Raw genomic sequence first — 17454 nt, 5'->3', positions numbered from 1 at the left:
GCTTCTTCCGTTGTCTTCCTCTGCCTTCTCTGCCTTTCGGCAGTTCCAGGCAGAGAACTGACAGCCAGAGAAGACTCCTATCGACGCCTTTCCACTTTTCTTTAGTGTAGCATGAACTTCTGTGGTTCCGAAACACAATGTTGGCGCTGCCGCTTTTTTACACAGAGTTGCCCTGATTTTCAAATCCCTGGCCCAGCACCTCTGAAGCATTGCTTACAACTACGAATGCTTCGGGGTCCTGCAGCTGAATCACGCGCTTCAGCCGGGTGACTTCCCCCCGGTTAACAACGCACATCAGTACGGGGCGTGAATCGTCGGTAAAGCCTCCCCGTCCTTCGAGCTTGGTCACCCCGCGATCCACTTCTTTTAAAATAGACTTGCGAACCGTTTCTTCATGCTTCGTAATCACAAACGCTACCTTCGCATAGCCCAGCCCGGTCTGCACGACATCAATGGTTCTTCCCGTAACAAATAACGAAATAAGGGCGTATAGCGCGAACTCCAGGCCAAAAATGAATGCCGAGCCCGTAACAATCAGTCCATCCATAATAAAGACCGAGGTACCGAGCGTCCCCCCGGCGTATTTATGAATGATTTGAGCTAAAAGATCTGTGCCTCCGGTCGAAGCGCTGGCTCGAAAAACCAGTCCGAGCCCAAAGCCTACTCCGATTCCGCCAAATAACGCGCCAAGCAGCGGGTCATCAATTCCAATGTCCCAGTTCCTGGTGAAATAAACAATAAACGGCAAAAAAAGCGTTCCGATGATCGTTTTCGCACCGTACTGAAGTCCCCCAAGAAGCAGGAGACCAAGGATGAAGAGGAGGACATTGGTGATACCGATTGTTACCGCCGGCTCTACATTCAGTGCGGCCTCCAGCAGGGTCGCCAAACCGCTTACTCCTCCAGATGCAATCGAGTTCGGCAGTAAAAAAGCGTTATATGAAACAGCTACTACAGCCGTTCCAGTAAAGATTTGGAACCCGTTGACCCATTTCAATGCTGTTTTTGACATTGGTTTTCTTCTTCGGTTTGCCACTTTAGTTCCTCCTTTTAGTTTGACGTAAAAAGAGCCTGCGCGAACGCAGGCTGCTGATTTTGCCTTCTGTTATACTTTCATGCTCGCCCGCAGGTATTCATCGATAAACGGATCCAGGTTGCCGTCCATCACTGACTGCGTGTTGCCCATTTCGACATTGGTCCGATGGTCTTTTACCATGTTGTACGGATGAAACACGTAGGAACGAATCTGGCTTCCCCAGCCAATTTCTTTCTGTTCCCCGCGGATTTCATCCATTTCCTGCTGACGTTCTTCGATTTGGCGCTGATACAGCTTTGCCCGCAGCATTTTCATCGCCTGGTCCCGGTTTTTCAGCTGGGACCGTTCGTTTTGGCACGTGACGATGATATTTGTCGGCAGGTGGGTAATCCGCACTGCGGAATCCGTGGTGTTTACGTGCTGACCGCCGGCCCCGCTCGCCCGGTACGTATCGATTCTTAAATCCTCCGTCCGCACTTCCACCTCTACGGAGTCTTCCATTTCCGGCATAACTTCGCAGGAGACAAAGGAGGTATGCCGGCGCCCTGAAGAGTCAAACGGTGAAATCCGCACGAGCCGGTGCACGCCCTTTTCTGCTTTCAGAAAGCCGTAGGCGTTGTAGCCCTTGATCATCATGGTGACGCTTTTCAGGCCGGCTTCGTCCCCCGGAAGATAATCCAGGGTTTCCACCGTATAGTTTTTCTTTTCTGCCCAGCGGGTGTACATCCGAAGCAGCATGGACGCCCAGTCCTGGGATTCGGTACCGCCCGCACCGGGATGGAGCTCCAGGATCGCGTTATTTTTATCGTACGGCTCGCTGAGAAGCATTTGCAGTTCAAAATCGTTAATGTCTTTTTTCAACTGCCTTGTGCCTGATTCGAGCTCTTCTTTTAAATCTTCATCGTCTTCTTCCTTCACAAGCTCGTAGGATACTTCCAGGTTCTCATGCTGCTCTTCAAGACGACGGTAACCTTCAGTAATATCCTTTAATGCATTGTTTTCATCAATAACTTTCTTAGAAGCATCCTGGTCGTCCCAGAAGCCGGGGTGGGTCATCTTTTCTTCGAGTTCGCTGATGCGCTCTTCCTTTACTTCGAAGTCAAAGAGACCCCCTAAAGTCCGCTAATCGCTTAGCCATATTTTCAAGTTCGTTTCGAATTTCTGCCATATCCATGTAAGAAATCTCCTTTCTGAATGTAGGTGGCAAGGAAAAAACCCGAAGCTGAGCACTTCGGGGATTCATGCTGCCGTTTCTCGTATACTGCTACCGTTTGTTCGGCACCGGCATTTTCCGGTTCCCGTTTGCCGGCGCTGTTTTCTTCTTATTTTTCTGCTGTTCTTGTTCTGCTTCCTGCTCGTCCTGCCGCACTGCTTTTCCTTTAGCGACTTCCTGGCGCTGCAGATTCTCTTCGTTCACTTCTGATTTGATTACGTACGTGGCTACTTCTTCTTCAATCGAGGCGATCATGTCTTCAAACATGTTAAAGCCTTCGAATTTGTATTCCCGAAGCGGGTCGTTCTGGCCGTAGGCCCGCAGGTGGATGCCCTGGCGAAGCTGATCCATCTGATCAATATGGTTCATCCACTTCCGGTCGACCGAACGGAGAAGCAGCACCTTTTCGAATTCCCGCATGGATTCTTCGTCAAATTCCTGTTCTTTTGCTTCATAGTTGCCTTTTGCTGTTTCCCATACTTTTTCAACGACTTCTTCCTGTTCGAGGCCTTTCACATCCTGCTCGGTCAAGTCGCCCTCGTTCAGTACGGTCGTATTCAGATAATGAAGCATGCCTTCAAGGTCCCAGTCCTCCGGCACCTGTTCCACCGGCGTATAAGCCGCAACGATATTTTTCACCGTAGATTCCAGCATACGGAGCACAATGCCTCTCAGATTGTCAGACTCAAGCACTTCCATCCGCTGGGCATAAATAATATCACGCTGTTCACGCATAACGTCGTCGTACTGCAGGATCTGTTTCCGGGAGTCATAGTTGGCTCCTTCCACCCGCTTTTGTGACTGTTCCACTGCACGGGTGACGAGCTTGCTTTCGATCGGCTGGTCTTCCTCCATGCCCAGGCGTTCCATCATGCCGCGCATGTTATCAGAGCCAAACCGGCGCATCAGCTCGTCTTCCATTGACAGGTAAAACTGGGAAGCCCCCGGGTCTCCCTGGCGCCCGGAACGGCCGCGGAGCTGGTTGTCGATCCGGCGGCTTTCGTGCCGCTCGGTGCCAATGACAAACAGTCCACCAAGATCAGCGACGCCGTCCCCGAGCTTGATGTCAGTCCCACGCCCGGCCATGTTGGTCGCAATGGTGACGGCTCCCCGCTGACCGGCATTTTCAATAATTTTCGCTTCATTTTCGTGATTTTTTGCATTCAGGATGTTATGAGGCACGTTCTTCTTTTTCAGATAGCGTGAGATCAGCTCTGACGTATCCACGTTTACCGTACCGACAAGCACGGGTTGGCCGGTTTCGTACAGTTCAGCGATCTTTTCCGCTGCCGCCCGGTATTTTGCTTCCCGGGTCTTAAAGATCAAATCGGATTTATCTTCACGGACCACCGGCTTATTGGTCGGAATTGAAATAACATCCGTGCCGTAAATATTGCGGAATTCCTCTTCTTCCGTTTTCGCTGTCCCGGTCATGCCGGCGAGCTTTTGATACATGCGGAAGTAGTTCTGGAACGTAATTGATGCGAGCGTCATGCTTTCTTTCTGTACCCGCATGCCTTCCTTCGCCTCAATGGCCTGGTGGAGGCCTTCACTGTACCGGCGGCCGGCCATCAGACGTCCGGTAAACTGGTCCACAATAACAACCTTACCGTCCTGAACCACGTAATCCTCGTCACGGTGCATCGTCACATGGGCCTTCAGCCCCTGGTTAATATGGTGCAGCAGCTGCACGTGCTGCTGGTCGTACAGATTTTCGATTTGAAAAGCTTTTTCTGCCCGCGTGACGCCTTCGTCGGTCAAAAGCACTGTTTTAGTTTTTTCATCGATCGTATAATCCCGCTCTTCCTTCAGCCGACTCACAAACACATTCGCCGCAGCGTACAGTTTGGTCGACTGCTCCACCGAGCCTGAAATGATCAGCGGTGTTCTCGCTTCGTCGATCAAAATCGAGTCAACTTCATCCACGAGCGCAAAATGCAGCGGCCGCTGCACCATTTGTTCCTTATACAGCACCATATTGTCCCGCAGGTAGTCAAAGCCGAACTCGTTGTTTGTTCCATACGTAATATCAGCCAGGTAAGCATCCCGTTTTGCTTCTTTACTCATGTCTTTTAAATTCAGGCCGACGGTCAACCCGAGGAACCGGTACAGCTCCCCTAACGTTTCACTGTCACGCTTGGCCAGGTAGTCGTTGACCGTAACAACGTGCACGCCTTTGCCGGTAATTGCGTTTAAATAAACCGGCATGGTAGCAACGAGGGTCTTCCCTTCCCCCGTCTTCATTTCAGCAATATCGCCATCGTTTAATACGATAGCGCCCATCAGCTGTACGCGGAAAGGGGTCATGCCGAGCACTCGTGTCGACGCTTCTGCCACCACAGCGTATGCTTCCGGAAGCAGCTGTTCCAGCTTTTCGCCCTTTTGGTAGCGCTCTTTAAACTCTTCTGTTTTACGGACAAGGTCCTCATCGCTCAAAACCTGGACATCTTCATAAAAAGCTTCTATTTTTTCGGCTTTTTTCTCCAGTTTTTTTACATATTTCTGGTTTGTATCTCCAATGACTTTCTTCAATAAACCTCTCATGGTTTAATCATCGTCCTCTCTTTCGTACCATCTAGCCGAAATACGATTGACGCGCATAATTTTTGATTGTTAAGGAGTGCGTAAAGCTTAATTTATCTGTTTTTTCATATATAAATGAATCGTTGTATTTCTAAGCATCATCGTACATTTTAACAGTATTCCGCTATTGTTACAACGAGAACCCGTGCTCGCGGTAAAACCAAAACAAGCCCTGCGCTTTTCAGCACAGGACTTGTAAATGCATATATTTATTCTTCCGGTTCAATTAAGCCGTAGCGTCCGTCGCGACGTCTGTACACGACTGAGGTATCACCGCTGACAGAATTAGCAAAAACAAAGAAGTTATGGCCGAGCATATCCATTTGCAGGATTGCTTCTTCGGTATCCATCGGTTTTAGGTTAAACCGTTTAGTCCGGACGATTTCAAGACCGTCGTCCTCTTCTGTTACTTCATCAGTCAAAGGAGCTTCTTTTACGCCGCCATTGGCAATTTCATCGTTTAATTCTTCAATGTTGGTTTTAAACACTTCCGAGGTTTTGCCGTTTTGGCGGAACTTGCGGTTGACTTTCGTTTTATATTTTCGAATCTGCCGTTCGAGCTTATCCGTCGCAAGATCGATCGCCGCATACATATCCGTATGCGTTTCTTCTGCACGGAGGAGCAGCTGCGGCATAGGGATAGTCACTTCTAAAATTTTCTCGCTGTTTTGAACTTCCATATTCACATGGACGTCCGCCACAGGGGTCGTATCAAAATAACGTTCAAGCTTACTTACTTTCTTTTCTACGTAACCTCGAAGAGCTGGAGTCACCTCTAAGTTTTCCCCGCGAATGTTAAAGTTCATCAAGTGAACCCCTCCTTATCGTTATGTGTCTACTTTCTATATTCCTGTTGCGAAATCCTTTTCAAACAACAAAATTTTTTAGAAAGTGAAAAGAATGTGGCTTAACAATAGGGTCTCAGGACTTATGAAACAGATAAAACCCTTTTAAATGTCACCGGTAACTTAATCTGGTACTTATTATAAAAAAAGCTGTACCGGAACGCTCCGGCACAGCTCATTTTCCTATTATAGTCCTATCGAAATATATTTGGTTTCGAGAAACGGCATGATGCCCTGACGGCCGCCTTCGCGTCCAACACCGCTCTGCTTCCAGCCCCCGAATGGTGCCTGGGCAGCGGACGGGCCGCCGTCGTTCCAGCCGACAATCCCGTACTCGAGTCCTTCGGCCACTTTCATGCCCCGGGACATGTTTTCGGTAAAGAAATACGAAGCAAGCCCGAATGGCGTCGTGTTCGCCAGCTTGACGCCCTCTTCATCATTGGTGATTTTCTGCACCGGCGCCACCGGCCCGAATGTTTCTTCATGCATGATGATCATATCATGGTTAACGTCACGGAGCACGGTTGGCTCAAAGTAGTAGCCGCCGTCTTTTTCATAGCCGTTGCCGCCCGTGACGACTTTCGCACCTTTATCGACGGCGTCCTGAACGTGGCGCTCAACTTTATCATACGCATCTTTATCAATCAGCGGGCCGACCTTTACATTTTCGTCCATGCCGTCGCCGACTTTCAGGTCTTTGCAGGCATCTGCAAATTTTTCCACAAATTCTTCGTATACCTTTTCATCAGCATACACCCGGTTGACGCAGATGCATGTCTGGCCGGAGGCACGGAATTTCGAAGCCACGACGCCATTTACCGCTTTGCCAATGTCCGCATCATCAAGCACAAGGGCCGGCGCATGGCCGCCGAGTTCGAGCGACAGCTTTTTAATATCCTGAGCACCCTGCTCCATCAAATTGCTTCCGACTTCGGTAGAGCCGGTAAAGGTGACTTTTCGTACTTTTTCGTTCGACATTAATTCATTGCCGATCGCTGACGAGCTTTGGCCTGTCACCAGGTTGATCACGCCTTTGGGCACACCCGCCTCTTCACAGATTTCCACGAAGCGAACGGCGGATAGCGGCGTATTTTTCGCCGGCTTCAGCACGATCGTGCAGCCTGCAGCCAGGGCCGGTCCTACCTTACGGGTGATCATCGCCTGCGGGAAATTCCACGGCGTAATCGCACCGACGACGCCGACGGGCTGGTGAATCACCATCAGCCGCTTGTTTTCCGAGCCGGAGGGAATCGTTTCGCCATAAACCCGTTTGGCTTCGTCCGCGTACCATTCAATAAAGGAAGCCGCATAGGCTACTTCCCCTTTAGCCTCTGCAAGAGGTTTCCCCATTTCCCTGGTCAGCAGTTCACCGAGTTCATCCTGGCGCTCCATCATCAGGCCGTGAATCTTGCGGAGAATGTCTGCGCGTTCGTACGCGGTCGTTTTCGACCAGGAATCAAACGCTTCGTGCGCAGCATTGATCGCTTCCTTCGTTTCTGCTTCTCCTGCGTTGGCGGTCTCACCGACTACTTCCCCATTCGCCGGATTGATAACGTCCAAGGTTCCTTCGTCTGCCTCTTTCCATTCACCGTTAATATATATTTTTCCAAACATACAATCATTACTCCCTTTCATGCGTGAATGTGCATCGTTCATTCTATACCCGCAAATTCCATTTATTATTCTGCTCATTCCTAAATCGTCTGCTTCCTATTTTAGAATAGGACATGTGAAAGCACTCCTATTTTAAAATAAAGCCTAAAGAGGCAGATCCCCTTGTATTCCGGGGGGTCAGAACATATGATAGTACCAGGCAGCAGCGCTTCGGCTGCTCTCTTCTACATATTTCCCCTCATACCTCTGACAGCAGCAACCTCCCACACTGTTCTGTCCGTCCGGGCGCCGCTCCCCTTGTCTAAGCGGCCGTGCCGGACACCAGAATCCCGGTTTCCGCCGGGGTTCTTTCTTATGGTCTCTTACTGCTGAAGGAGCTTTCTTCTTCCTTTTGATAGACCGGTTTTTGTACCGCGTACAGCACTGCCCCCATTAAAATCCATCCACCTAAAATAATCCATTCATACGGCCAGATAAGCGCTGCCGGCATACCCGGAAAGTACAGAAGCACAAATCCTGTACTCAAAATCACCGCCAGCCATCCTACAATTTTATACGGACCAATGCGAAACGGACGTTCAAGCGCAGGTTCTGTTTTGCGCAACCGAAGAAAGGCCATAGAAACGAGTAAATATCCACCGACAATTCCAATCCCTCCGGCATCAACAATCCATACGAGCGCTGGCCGGCCGAGCAGTGGCGCTATAAACGCCAGAGCACCAAGGAAAAGAATACTGTTGGACGGGGTGCCGTATTTTGGATGTTTTTTGCCAAACCAGGCTGGCATCATTTTCCGGTCCGCCATTTTACCGAGCACACGGCTCCCGCCGATAATAAAAGCATTCCAGCTTGTAATAATGCCGGCAACGCCCCCAAGCACGAGGATCGTTCCAAACACCTGGCTGCCCAGAAGGTTCACCATTGCGTCCGCTGTAGCTAAGGAAGAGCCTGCCAATTCCTCCGGCCCAAGCCCGAGAGTCACACCAAAAGCAATCAGCAGGTAAAAAATAACGGCTGTTACGATAGAAATAATCAGAATCCTGCCAATGCTTTTTCCTGGTGCTTTGATTTCAGAAGCTACCTGTGGAATAACGTCAAAGCCGACAAAAAGAAACGGCACCATGACAAGTACAGCAAACACTCCAGCAGACCCATCCTGGAAAAACGGCTGCACGTTGCCGTAATCACCATTAAATACAGCGCCTCCCAAAAGCAGGACGCCCGTACCAACAATAACGAGTGTAAAGATGGACTGGAAAAATGATGCCGGCTTGATTCCGAAGTAGTTAAGCGCCGTCATGGCTACTGCGCCTCCAGAGCCAATAAGCACCCACGTCGCATAAACCTCCCAGCCGTTCAGCGTCCATAAATAGCCGGCATGGTCCTGCGGCAGTATATAGTCGATAACCGTCGGCAGCGCCACTGCTTCAAACGTGACCACTGACACATAACCAAGCAGAATTCCCCATGCAGCCACAAAGGCTGCACTCCGGCCAAATGCACGTTCTACGAAGACCAGGCCTCCTCCGGACTCCGGAATTGCCGAGGCGAGTTCAGCGTAGGTAAGTCCAATCAGGGCCACAAGAATACCGCCGATAAGAAAAGCTGCTGTAGTACCGAGAGAACCCGCTTCCATGATCCATGTACCGGAGAGCACCACCCACCCCCAGCCAAGCATAGCGCCAAGGGCGAGAAACAGGACATCCTTTTGATTCAATACTTTCTGATTCATATTACCTCTCCTTCTATCTCCTTCAACACAAATTCAAGCTTTTCCACCCCTTTGGAAAGCTCTTCTTCTGTGATGACAATCGGGGCCAGAAAACGAATTACATTTCCATGCACACCGGCGGATAAAAGCAGCAGGCCATGTTCATTTGCTTTCTTCGTCACCCGGGCGGTTTTTTCAGGGTCCGGAGTGAGACCGTCTGCCTTCACAATTTCAAATGCGGCCATCGCGCCCAGGCGGCGAGTGCCCCGGATCCAGCTGTAAGACTTTTCCCATTCACCCGCGTATTGCTCCCACTTCGCGCCGAGCCATTCTGCCCGCTCGTTCAGCCTTTCGGATTCAATTATGTTGATCACGGCAAGTGCGGCCTCGCATGCCACTGGATTTCCACAGTAAGTTCCGCCGATTTCCCCAGGCCCGGCGGCGTCCATCACTTCTGCTTTTCCAATGACTCCGCTGAGCGGAAAACCGGCAGCAAGCGACTTGGAAACAGTGATCAGATCGGGCTCAACCCCGAAATGCTCGATGGCAAACCATTTCCCAGTACGCGCAAACCCTGCCTGAATCTCATCTGAAACAAACAGAATCCCGTGATCGCGGCACAGCTCCGCTACATAGCGCACAAACGATGCCGGCGGAACGATAAATCCTCCTTCTCCCTGTACGGGCTCCATCACAATGCAGGCCAGTTCATCAGGAGCTACTTCTGTTTTCAAAAAAAGATCCAGCTCTTCGATGACGTGCTGCTCGTATTCGCGTTCTGTCATCGAAGCCGGGCGGCGGAACATATATGGATACGGTGCATGATACACCTCCGGGCTGAACGGCCCGAACTTGTGCTTATAAGGCTTTACCTTTGCTGTCATTGCCATGGTCATATTTGTGCGTCCGTGAAAACCGCGTTCGAATGTGAGCACTCCTGACCGCCCAGTTGCCTTCCGGGCGATTTTCACCGCATTTTCCACGGCTTCCGCCCCGCTGTTAAACAATGCTGTTTTCTTCGCCTCTGCCCCCGGAGCAAGGTTGCTCAGGCGAGCCGCCAGTTCAATATACGAGTCGTACATTATTACATTAAACCCAGGGTGCGTGATCTTGTCCATCTGTTTTTTGGCCGCTTCCACAACTTTTGGATGCGAATGTCCCACGTTCATTGTGCCGATGGCACCAGCGAAATCAATGAACTCCGCTCCGTTTTCATCAATGATTGTTGCCCCCTGCCCGCTGGCTGCAATTGAGCGGTTTCCGTTCCCGATACTTTTTGGTACGTATTGATCTCTTTTTTCCTGCCATGTCTGATGCAGTGCTTCCATCGAAACGAAGCCTCCTAATTGTTTTTATTTTTCGCAATTGTATAATTATTTTGGTATCATGAGTAGAACCAGTTACGAAAAATAAATGGTACCAGCCGGAGCGTGACATTACATTGTTTTATATCCCTATTTCCCGCCATGACAAGGTTTCACCTATTTATAAGCAAATATATCAATGGTTTCAGCAGGAAATTTTATCGGGAAGATTATCTGCCAATACGCAGCTTCCTTCTAAGCGTTCGCTTGCAGAGACCCTTTCCGTAAGCCAGAACAGCGTGCTTTCTGCTTATATGCAGCTGCATGCCGAGGGTTACATTTATACAGCAGAGCGAAAAGGCTATTTTGTAGAACGCCTGGAGCCCCTTTCCCTCGGCGCCCCTTCTCTGCCAGCGGCGAATGAACCTGCGCCGCCGAGTGCACAGGATTATACGTATTCTTTTTCCCATATGAGTGTTGATGCGTTCCGCTTTCCATTCAAGCAATGGCGAAAAGCTGAGCAGGCAGCCGCCGATGCCTCTCTTGACTCCTGGTGTGACATCGACCCGCCCGCTGGAGCGGAGCGCCTCCGAACAGCTATCAGCTATTCTGTCCGGCAGATGAGAGGAGTGGAATGCCGTCCGGAGCAGATCATTATCGGGGCCAGTACCCAGGCGCTGCTGCAGCTGCTTGTGCATCTTCTTGGCCCTGATCGTTCCTACGCCCTCGAAGACCCTGGATACCAGCGGATCCGGCTGTTGCTTGAAAAAAGCGGGCAGCGCACCGAACTCCTGCCTGTCGATCGCCACGGGCTTCAGACTAAAGCGCTGCAGAATACAGCATCCGACACCGTCATTGTCACTCCTTCCCATCAGATGCCGCTCGGTTCCATCATGCCGGTTTCCCGCCGGATTCAATTGCTGAACTGGTGCTATGAAAAGGCGGATCGCTATATTATTGAAGATGATTACGATTCAGAATTCCGCTATGAAGGAGACATGATCCCGGCTCTGCAAAGCCTTGATAAGCAGGACCGCGTCGTCTACATGGGCACCTATTCCAAATCTCTTCTCCCGGGCCTTAGGATCAGCTACATGGTTCTGCCCCCCGCACTCGCAGCGGCTTTTCAGGAGGAGGGCACGCACTTGATTCAAACAGCGTCTTCTCTTCACCAGCAGACCCTTGCCCGTTTTATTGAAACCGGCGAATACCGGAAGCATGTTCGGCGTATGAGCCGCCATTACGGAGAGATCCGGGAGCTTTTGATTCATGAAATTCATCAGGTGTTCGGCAGCCACGCCTCCATTCAAGGCGAAAAATCGGGCCTTCACTTTCTTCTGCATGTGCAGACGAAGGACTCTTTGGCGTCTATTTTAGGCCGGGCCGCCGCGGGCAAGCTCGAACTGTATGGCATTGACCGGTTTATGAAATATCCGGAGCAGGCTCCGGCAACGCTTGTGATCGGGTTTGCCCGGCTTGAAAAGGCATCTTTGCCTGAAGCTGTCCGGGCACTACACCGTGCCTGCTTTCCCTCTCTGGAAGGCAGTGGAAGATTAACGTGAACGAGGTCTTATTCTTTTTTATGTAAAAGTGTGGTATTCTTAGGGAATATGTAAAATGAATTTTAGATGGAGGTCGGAGATTCCATGAGGAAGTCATTTGGCGTACTTCTTGTTTCTTTAAGTCTCGTCCTTCCGATAGGATGTTCATCCATTAACAATGAACCAGATACGCCGGAAAACCAAGCTTCAGATGAGGAACCGGCTTCTGACGAGGTTCTTTCTGAAAGTATTGACTATATGCAGGAATTAAATCGTTATTCTATTAATATAAATATGGCCCAGACGATCGGCCCCGGCCAGGAGGATCCGGTTACTAACGAACTTACCTCTAACGTGGAGGTAGGCACGGAGCCGTTTGCCTATCATGAAACTTCGACACTGCAGACGACCGAACAGGAGCCGAAGGAAATTGAACGCTACCTGACAGCCGAGGGCTTTTTCACATACGATTCTGCAGAAAAAGAATGGATCAAATATCCAGACGAATTCACCGGGGATCTGAGCGCTTCGAGCCAATCTATCGGGGAGCCGGCAGCTGTACTCGAGCTAATTGAAGCATATGCTTCAGATTTTCAGCTGGAGGAACAGGAATCGGAATATATCATTGAGGCGCGTGGCAATTCTGATCAAATGCGGGAACTAGTTAAAAGTACGGTCGGGTTTACCAATGACGACTTTGACAGCTTGATTGATGATATGCTGTTCACTGGAAACCTGGAAGATACAGTCTATACCATCACTATTGATAAAGACTCAATGCAGACGAAAAGCATCCAGGCAGATTTTAAAATTACCATGAATAACTCTCAGAGCCCGCAGACTTCTTCATCCACTCAGTCTCTTACCTTCACCTATGATGAAGTGAACAATGAACAGACGATCAGCGCTCCGTCCAACGTCGTCGCTACAGCGGAAGAGCTGAATTTTGAAAATCTGCGGGAATGGGAGGAAGGCGAACGGTTCAGCCAAATCGAAGGCCAGAGCATTGCCGAGCTTATGTATCCCGACCGCCAGCCGGCGAATTGGATGATCGAGCACGGTTCTTTGCCGACGCTTGAACAGAAGCTCGGCCTGCCGCCTCTTTCTGAGCAGGGCAGTGATGAATAATAAACAGGCAGAGAGGCTTATCTCTGCCTGTTTATTTACGCGCAAGCGCTGTTACCCGCAGCTTCCAGCGCTCAAGAACCGGCATATACACCGAAGCGACGTAGCGCATTTTTTCTTCACTGCTCATTGTTTCTGCCTTGATCAGGCTCCGTACTTCTTCGGTCGCCTGCTCAAAGGCTTCGAGATCCTGCCTCCACTCCTCTTCCTGCCCGAACAAATAGGCCATCGTCACTGTCTTCGAGGAAAAAAGCGAGGATTCTCTGGTCGTGCTGTCCAGCAGGCGATCACCGTTGTCTTCGAACCCTTCCCGGTAAAACCCTGTCACCTGTACCATGCTTTCCTGTACCATCTGCAGCCAGTCACTGTACTGCTGAAGAAATGTTGCTTCTGCCCGGCGAAGATGCTCACTCATCATTATCTGCCCCTTTTTATCCTTTACCGTGGTTATAACATAATCAGCCCTCAATACATATAAAAAACCTTCAGGACCAGGCCCAAAGGTTTTATGTATTAGTTTTTGCTGTCGAAAAAATAGGCCGATGCCGTCGCACCACTTTGCTCATACTTCCCCATATGACGGCGTTTCTGGCGCGATCCCTGCAGCTCTTCCTGGATGACCTGCTTCCAGCTGGCAAGACGGCCATCAATATAACGATTCATTTTAATCGTTTCTTCCCCAAGCTGCCGCTCGGCCTCCGTCCATTTCTCCACAGGCGGCAGGCCTTTCAGCTGCTGGTCCCGCGCCTGCAGGAAAAGGTCCACGCTTTCGATGTACTCATCCCTCGGCTGTTCATTAACTGGCATAGGCTGCGCCACTTTCTCGTACAGCTCCCGGGTCGTGACATAAAGTTTACGAACAACGCTCATTACGCCCGGCCACCTTCGCGGAAACGGAGCTCCCGGTCTTTTTGCATTGCCTGCTTCCACGTATCGCGAAACTCTTCCACAAGGCCGTAAATCTCCTGCAGAACCTTTGTATCATTGCTCACATTCGCCTCAATTAACCGTCGGTACATGTAATCATACATCTGCATCATGCTATTGCCAATCTCACTATCCGTTTTCAGCGTAATCATCAGTTCCCCGATAATGTTCTGCGCCCGGATCATCAGCTTGTTTTTCTCTTCCACTTTTCCCTCGTTCATCGCCTTCTCCGCTTTTTGGAGAAATTTCAAGCAGCCGTTGTATAAAAGAAGCGTAAGCTCTCCCGGCGAAGCGGTCTGCATTGCCTGCTGCTGATAAGGGTTGGCTTTAACTGACGCCGGTCTCGGGGCAGAGACTGCCTGTTTTGAAGAAAATGTTTTCTTCGGCTTTTCTTTTTCGGGAGAAGTCGTCTGCTTCATTGCCTGCTGGTACATCGCCTGTGCCTGGTTAAAACTCATATATTTTCTTCCTCCTCAAGAAGGTTCTACTCTTACTGGCCATTGTTCATAAACTGCATCAAGTAGTTAGACTGCGAGTTCGCCCGGCTCATCGCCTGCTCCATCGCCGTAAACTGGCGGTAATACCGGTTTTCCACCGACACCATCCGGTCCTCAAACTGGGCGATGCGATCTTCGATGTTTTCCATATTGCGTCCGAGCGTAAACTGGTGCGGAAGCAGCTTGCCTTTGTATCCCCCTGCCCGTTCAGCAAGCGCGGTCACCCCGTTGTCGAGCGTTTCTCTCATCCGGCGGGCGAGACCCTGGGTTTCTGTTGTGGAACCGCTCGCGGCAAACAGCTGGTAAACTCCTTCACTGTCGTCTTCAATCGCCTGGCGCAGCTTGGCTTCGTCGATTTCGAGCTTGCCGTTATCCGTGTAGCTTGAGCTTGTCGTAATGCCGATCGAATAGAGCGTATTATAGGCTGAATCGGTGCCGTTTACCTGCTCATATAAAAGCGAACGCATATTGTTCATGACGTTCGATATGGAGCTGTCGCTGCGGAGCAGGCCGCTCCGGGCTTTTTCCTCCCACAGCTCAATTTCCTTTTCGCTCATTTCTTCTTTTTGTTCATCGCTGAGCGGCTTAAAATCCCGGTTTACTTTTTCATTCAGCTTGCCGTTTACATCTTCGATAATTTTATTATATTCTTCGATGAAGCCTTTAACTGTATCCATAACACCGTCAGTGTTCGTATCGGAGCCAAGCGTTACCGCCCCGTCCGTTTCAGCAAACGTTTCTTTAAGCGTAATGCTCATCCCGTTGACCTCGAACGTATTTTTGGGCCGCTCGGTTTCGAGTCCGTTCATCGTAAACACAGCATTTTGTTCGCCCTGGCGGGACTCACCTTCTACGTTGTTCAGGCCCAGGGTGTTGTTAAGAAATCCCCCTGAAAAAAGCATTTCATCGCCGTTTTTGTTAAAATCGCCTGTCTCCGACCGGGTGAGCGCCACTTTGCCGGAATGTTCGTCATAAAACGCACTAACGCCCGCCCCGGAAGAGCTGATCGTGCTCATAATATTGTTCATCGACTGCGCACTTGTGAACGTGAATTTATTTTTCTGCTCCTTACCGTCTTTATCAAAGGTGGTAATCGTATTGGTAGAATACTGCTGGGTGAATGTCGCTTCAATCGTTCCGGTTACCGCTTCGCCGAGCGTGACTCTGCCGGTTTTCGTATCCACATAGGCTTCCCCGGTCTTAAGCTCCTGCTCCGGATCCGTGACAATCGTCAGTGCGGCGCCTCCGTTTACGCTGATATCCAGCGTCTCTGGGTCAATCGCCCCTTTGCCGAGCGAAAAGGAAGAAGTCGCGGTAGCTGCGTCAATTGTTTTGGTTTCATTGGTCGCGGCATACTGGACGCTGATGCTTTTGCCGCTCGTCACCGCCGAACTAAACTCCAAATCAATCTGGTCGCTGTTAAAGCTGGCCCGTACCTGACCAGGCTCGAGCGGATCCGTGCCGGTTACCACCTCGTACTGCTTGCCGCTCACCTTCACGATCATATCGTCCGAATTTTGTTTAAGCTTGCTGCCTTCCACACTGTAGGACGTGCTGCCGTCGGCGTTGATTGTTTTGCTTTGAATCACGCCTTTGCTCCATTGCGGTTCTTTCCCGGTCGCAAATGTCTGGCTGCCGATAGCCTCCGAAGCGGAAAAACCGGGACCGGTCGCCCGTTCAAAGCTGCTCTGCGACGCTGATTTGGCCAGCTGCTTGACTTCGCTGATGGAATAAGTGGCGTTGCCGGCACTGGCTGAAGCCGTGGCGCTCACCCGGCTTTCATTGGTGGAGGTGGCCGAGCGGGCTGTCATCGAGGACTTCTTCATAATCGAATCAAAAATCGTATTCCGGAAATCAAAAAACTGTTTGTTGACTTCCTGGTACATTTCCGTCTGCCACTCGAGCGTCTGCTTCTTTTGATTCAGCTTGTTGATCGGCTGGCGCTCCGCACGCATTAAATCTTTAACTACCTGGTCAATATCCATTCCTGAAGCAAACCCGGATACTCGCATGAATGATAGGCTCCCTTCTGCCGTTTTCTTCGTTATTGTTACTATCGGAAATAACGAAAGCCAGTTGAAGCATTTAACGCAGTTTTTCTAAAATATGAAAAAAGACCCGGATTACCTCCGGGCCTCTGGGACATTGCTATTCACTTTTTTCAACGGCATGGCCGCCAAACCCTTTACGGAGAGCTGCAACCACCTTGCCGTTAAAGGTATCGGTTTCCTGCGAACGATAGCGCATCATAAGCGAGAGCGCAATGACCGGGGTCGTTGCCTCGTATTCAAGCGCAGACTCTACGCTCCACTTGCCTTCGCCGGAGGAATGCATCACGCCGCGGATATCATCGAGCCTGGCATCACCGCGGAAGGCTTCCTCCATCAGTTCCATCAGCCAGCCGCGGATGACCGAGCCGTTGTTCCAGACGCGGGCCACCTGCTCGTAGTCGTAGTCAAACGGCCCTTTTTCAAGCAGTTCAAACCCTTCGCCCATCGCGGCCATCATGCCGTATTCGATGCCGTTATGCACCATTTTCAGATAGTGGGCGCTGCCGCCTTCCCCGGTGTAGTGATAACCGTTCTCCACCGACAGGTCCTGCATGAGCGGCTCCAATACCGGAAAAATGTCCTTGCGTCCGCCGATCATCAGGCAGGCGCCGTTTCTGGCACCGGAAATGCCGCCGCTTGTACCAACATCAAAGAAGTGGACTCCTCTTGCTTCAAGCGCTTCATAATGAGCAAGCGTCCGCTTATAGTGAGAGTTGCCGGCGTCGATTAAAATGTCTCCTTCATCGAGGTACGAGGCCGTTTCGGTAAGCACCTGATCCGTGGCATCCCCCGCCGGCACCATCACCCAGATGATACGCGGCTTTGGAAGCTGGTCCACCAGATCCTGCACCGAAGAGGCCGTGCCGCCTCCGTCGTTTTGAAAACTGCTGCGAAATTCTTCGGACAGATCGTAGGCAACAACGTCATGATTTTTATCAAGCATCTGCAGACCGATATTGTACCCCATTTTACCTAATCCAATAATTCCTGCTTTCATGTTCTCCACT

General features: G+C 50.5%; 13 protein-coding genes and 1 pseudogene. 2 read left to right on the top strand and 12 right to left on the bottom strand.

The window, feature by feature from the left end; translation table 11 throughout:
- Positions 1 to 157: 157 nt before the first annotated feature.
- The 7 genes from B5066_RS08295 to gabT all read right to left on the bottom strand — a co-directional run bounded on the left by B5066_RS08295 (position 158) and on the right by gabT (position 10330).
- Entirely contained in the window at positions 158 to 1036 is an 879-nt protein-coding gene (locus B5066_RS08295; RefSeq protein ID WP_371862270.1) for a YitT family protein, read from the bottom strand.
- A gap of 69 nt (positions 1037 to 1105) precedes the next feature.
- A protein-coding gene (prfB, locus tag B5066_RS08290; protein ID WP_143745413.1) for a peptide chain release factor 2 occupies positions 1106 to 2210 on the bottom strand; the annotation gives its coding sequence in 2 pieces (ribosomal slippage) (positions 1106 to 2137 and positions 2139 to 2210; 1104 coding nt in all).
- A 90-nt stretch (positions 2211 to 2300) separates the two neighbouring features.
- Positions 2301 to 4793, bottom strand: a complete 2493-nt coding sequence (gene secA, locus B5066_RS08285; protein WP_079475475.1) for a preprotein translocase subunit SecA — start codon at positions 4791 to 4793, stop codon at positions 2301 to 2303.
- A 248-nt stretch (positions 4794 to 5041) separates the two neighbouring features.
- Positions 5042 to 5638, bottom strand: coding sequence for a ribosome hibernation-promoting factor, HPF/YfiA family (gene hpf, locus B5066_RS08280; RefSeq protein WP_079475474.1), 597 nt, complete (start codon positions 5636 to 5638; stop codon positions 5042 to 5044).
- A 225-nt stretch (positions 5639 to 5863) separates the two neighbouring features.
- The gene (locus B5066_RS08275) at positions 5864 to 7291 is read right to left on the bottom strand and encodes an NAD-dependent succinate-semialdehyde dehydrogenase (RefSeq protein ID WP_079475473.1); all 1428 of its coding nucleotides are present in this window, start codon (positions 7289 to 7291) and stop codon (positions 5864 to 5866) included.
- 352 nt (positions 7292 to 7643) lie between these two features.
- Entirely contained in the window at positions 7644 to 9023 is a 1380-nt protein-coding gene (locus B5066_RS08270) for an APC family permease (protein WP_079475472.1), read from the bottom strand.
- Complete coding sequence (gabT, locus tag B5066_RS08265) at positions 9020 to 10330, bottom strand: 4-aminobutyrate--2-oxoglutarate transaminase (RefSeq protein ID WP_079475471.1); 1311 nt, start codon at positions 10328 to 10330, stop codon at positions 9020 to 9022. Before gabT ends, B5066_RS08270 begins: the two co-directional genes overlap by 4 nt.
- Positions 10331 to 10443: 113 nt before the next feature.
- Here gabT and pdxR point away from each other — a divergent pair, with 113 nt between their 5' ends.
- Positions 10444 to 11868, top strand: coding sequence for a MocR-like pyridoxine biosynthesis transcription factor PdxR (pdxR, locus tag B5066_RS08260; RefSeq protein ID WP_143745412.1), 1425 nt, complete (start codon positions 10444 to 10446; stop codon positions 11866 to 11868).
- 84 nt (positions 11869 to 11952) lie between these two features.
- Complete coding sequence (locus B5066_RS08255; protein ID WP_079475469.1) at positions 11953 to 12975, top strand: DUF6612 family protein; 1023 nt, start codon at positions 11953 to 11955, stop codon at positions 12973 to 12975.
- 31 nt (positions 12976 to 13006) lie between these two features.
- On the opposite strand, the gene B5066_RS08250 is transcribed toward B5066_RS08255, so the two are convergent.
- The 5 genes and pseudogenes from B5066_RS08250 to gnd all read right to left on the bottom strand — a co-directional run bounded on the left by B5066_RS08250 (position 13007) and on the right by gnd (position 17444).
- The gene (locus B5066_RS08250) at positions 13007 to 13387 is read right to left on the bottom strand and encodes a DUF8042 domain-containing protein (RefSeq protein WP_079475468.1); all 381 of its coding nucleotides are present in this window, start codon (positions 13385 to 13387) and stop codon (positions 13007 to 13009) included.
- Positions 13388 to 13485: 98 nt separating this feature from the next.
- Positions 13486 to 13842, bottom strand: a complete 357-nt coding sequence (gene fliT / locus B5066_RS08245) for a flagellar protein FliT (protein ID WP_079475467.1) — start codon at positions 13840 to 13842, stop codon at positions 13486 to 13488.
- A pseudogene (gene fliS, locus B5066_RS08240) lies at positions 13842 to 14216 on the bottom strand (flagellar export chaperone FliS); the annotation flags it as partial. The gene fliT and the pseudogene fliS, both read right to left, overlap by 1 nt.
- 173 nt (positions 14217 to 14389) lie before the next feature.
- The gene (fliD, locus tag B5066_RS08235) at positions 14390 to 16408 is read right to left on the bottom strand and encodes a flagellar filament capping protein FliD (RefSeq protein WP_079475466.1); all 2019 of its coding nucleotides are present in this window, start codon (positions 16406 to 16408) and stop codon (positions 14390 to 14392) included.
- A 136-nt stretch (positions 16409 to 16544) separates the two neighbouring features.
- Positions 16545 to 17444, bottom strand: a complete 900-nt coding sequence (gene gnd / locus B5066_RS08230; protein WP_079475465.1) for a phosphogluconate dehydrogenase (NAD(+)-dependent, decarboxylating) — start codon at positions 17442 to 17444, stop codon at positions 16545 to 16547.
- Between the last annotated feature and the right edge of the window lie 10 nt (positions 17445 to 17454).

The organism is Marinococcus halophilus (genome assembly GCF_900166605.1).
Classification (GTDB): domain Bacteria; phylum Bacillota; class Bacilli; order Bacillales; family Marinococcaceae; genus Marinococcus; species Marinococcus halophilus.
This window is presented reverse-complemented; position numbering and strand designations above follow the sequence as displayed.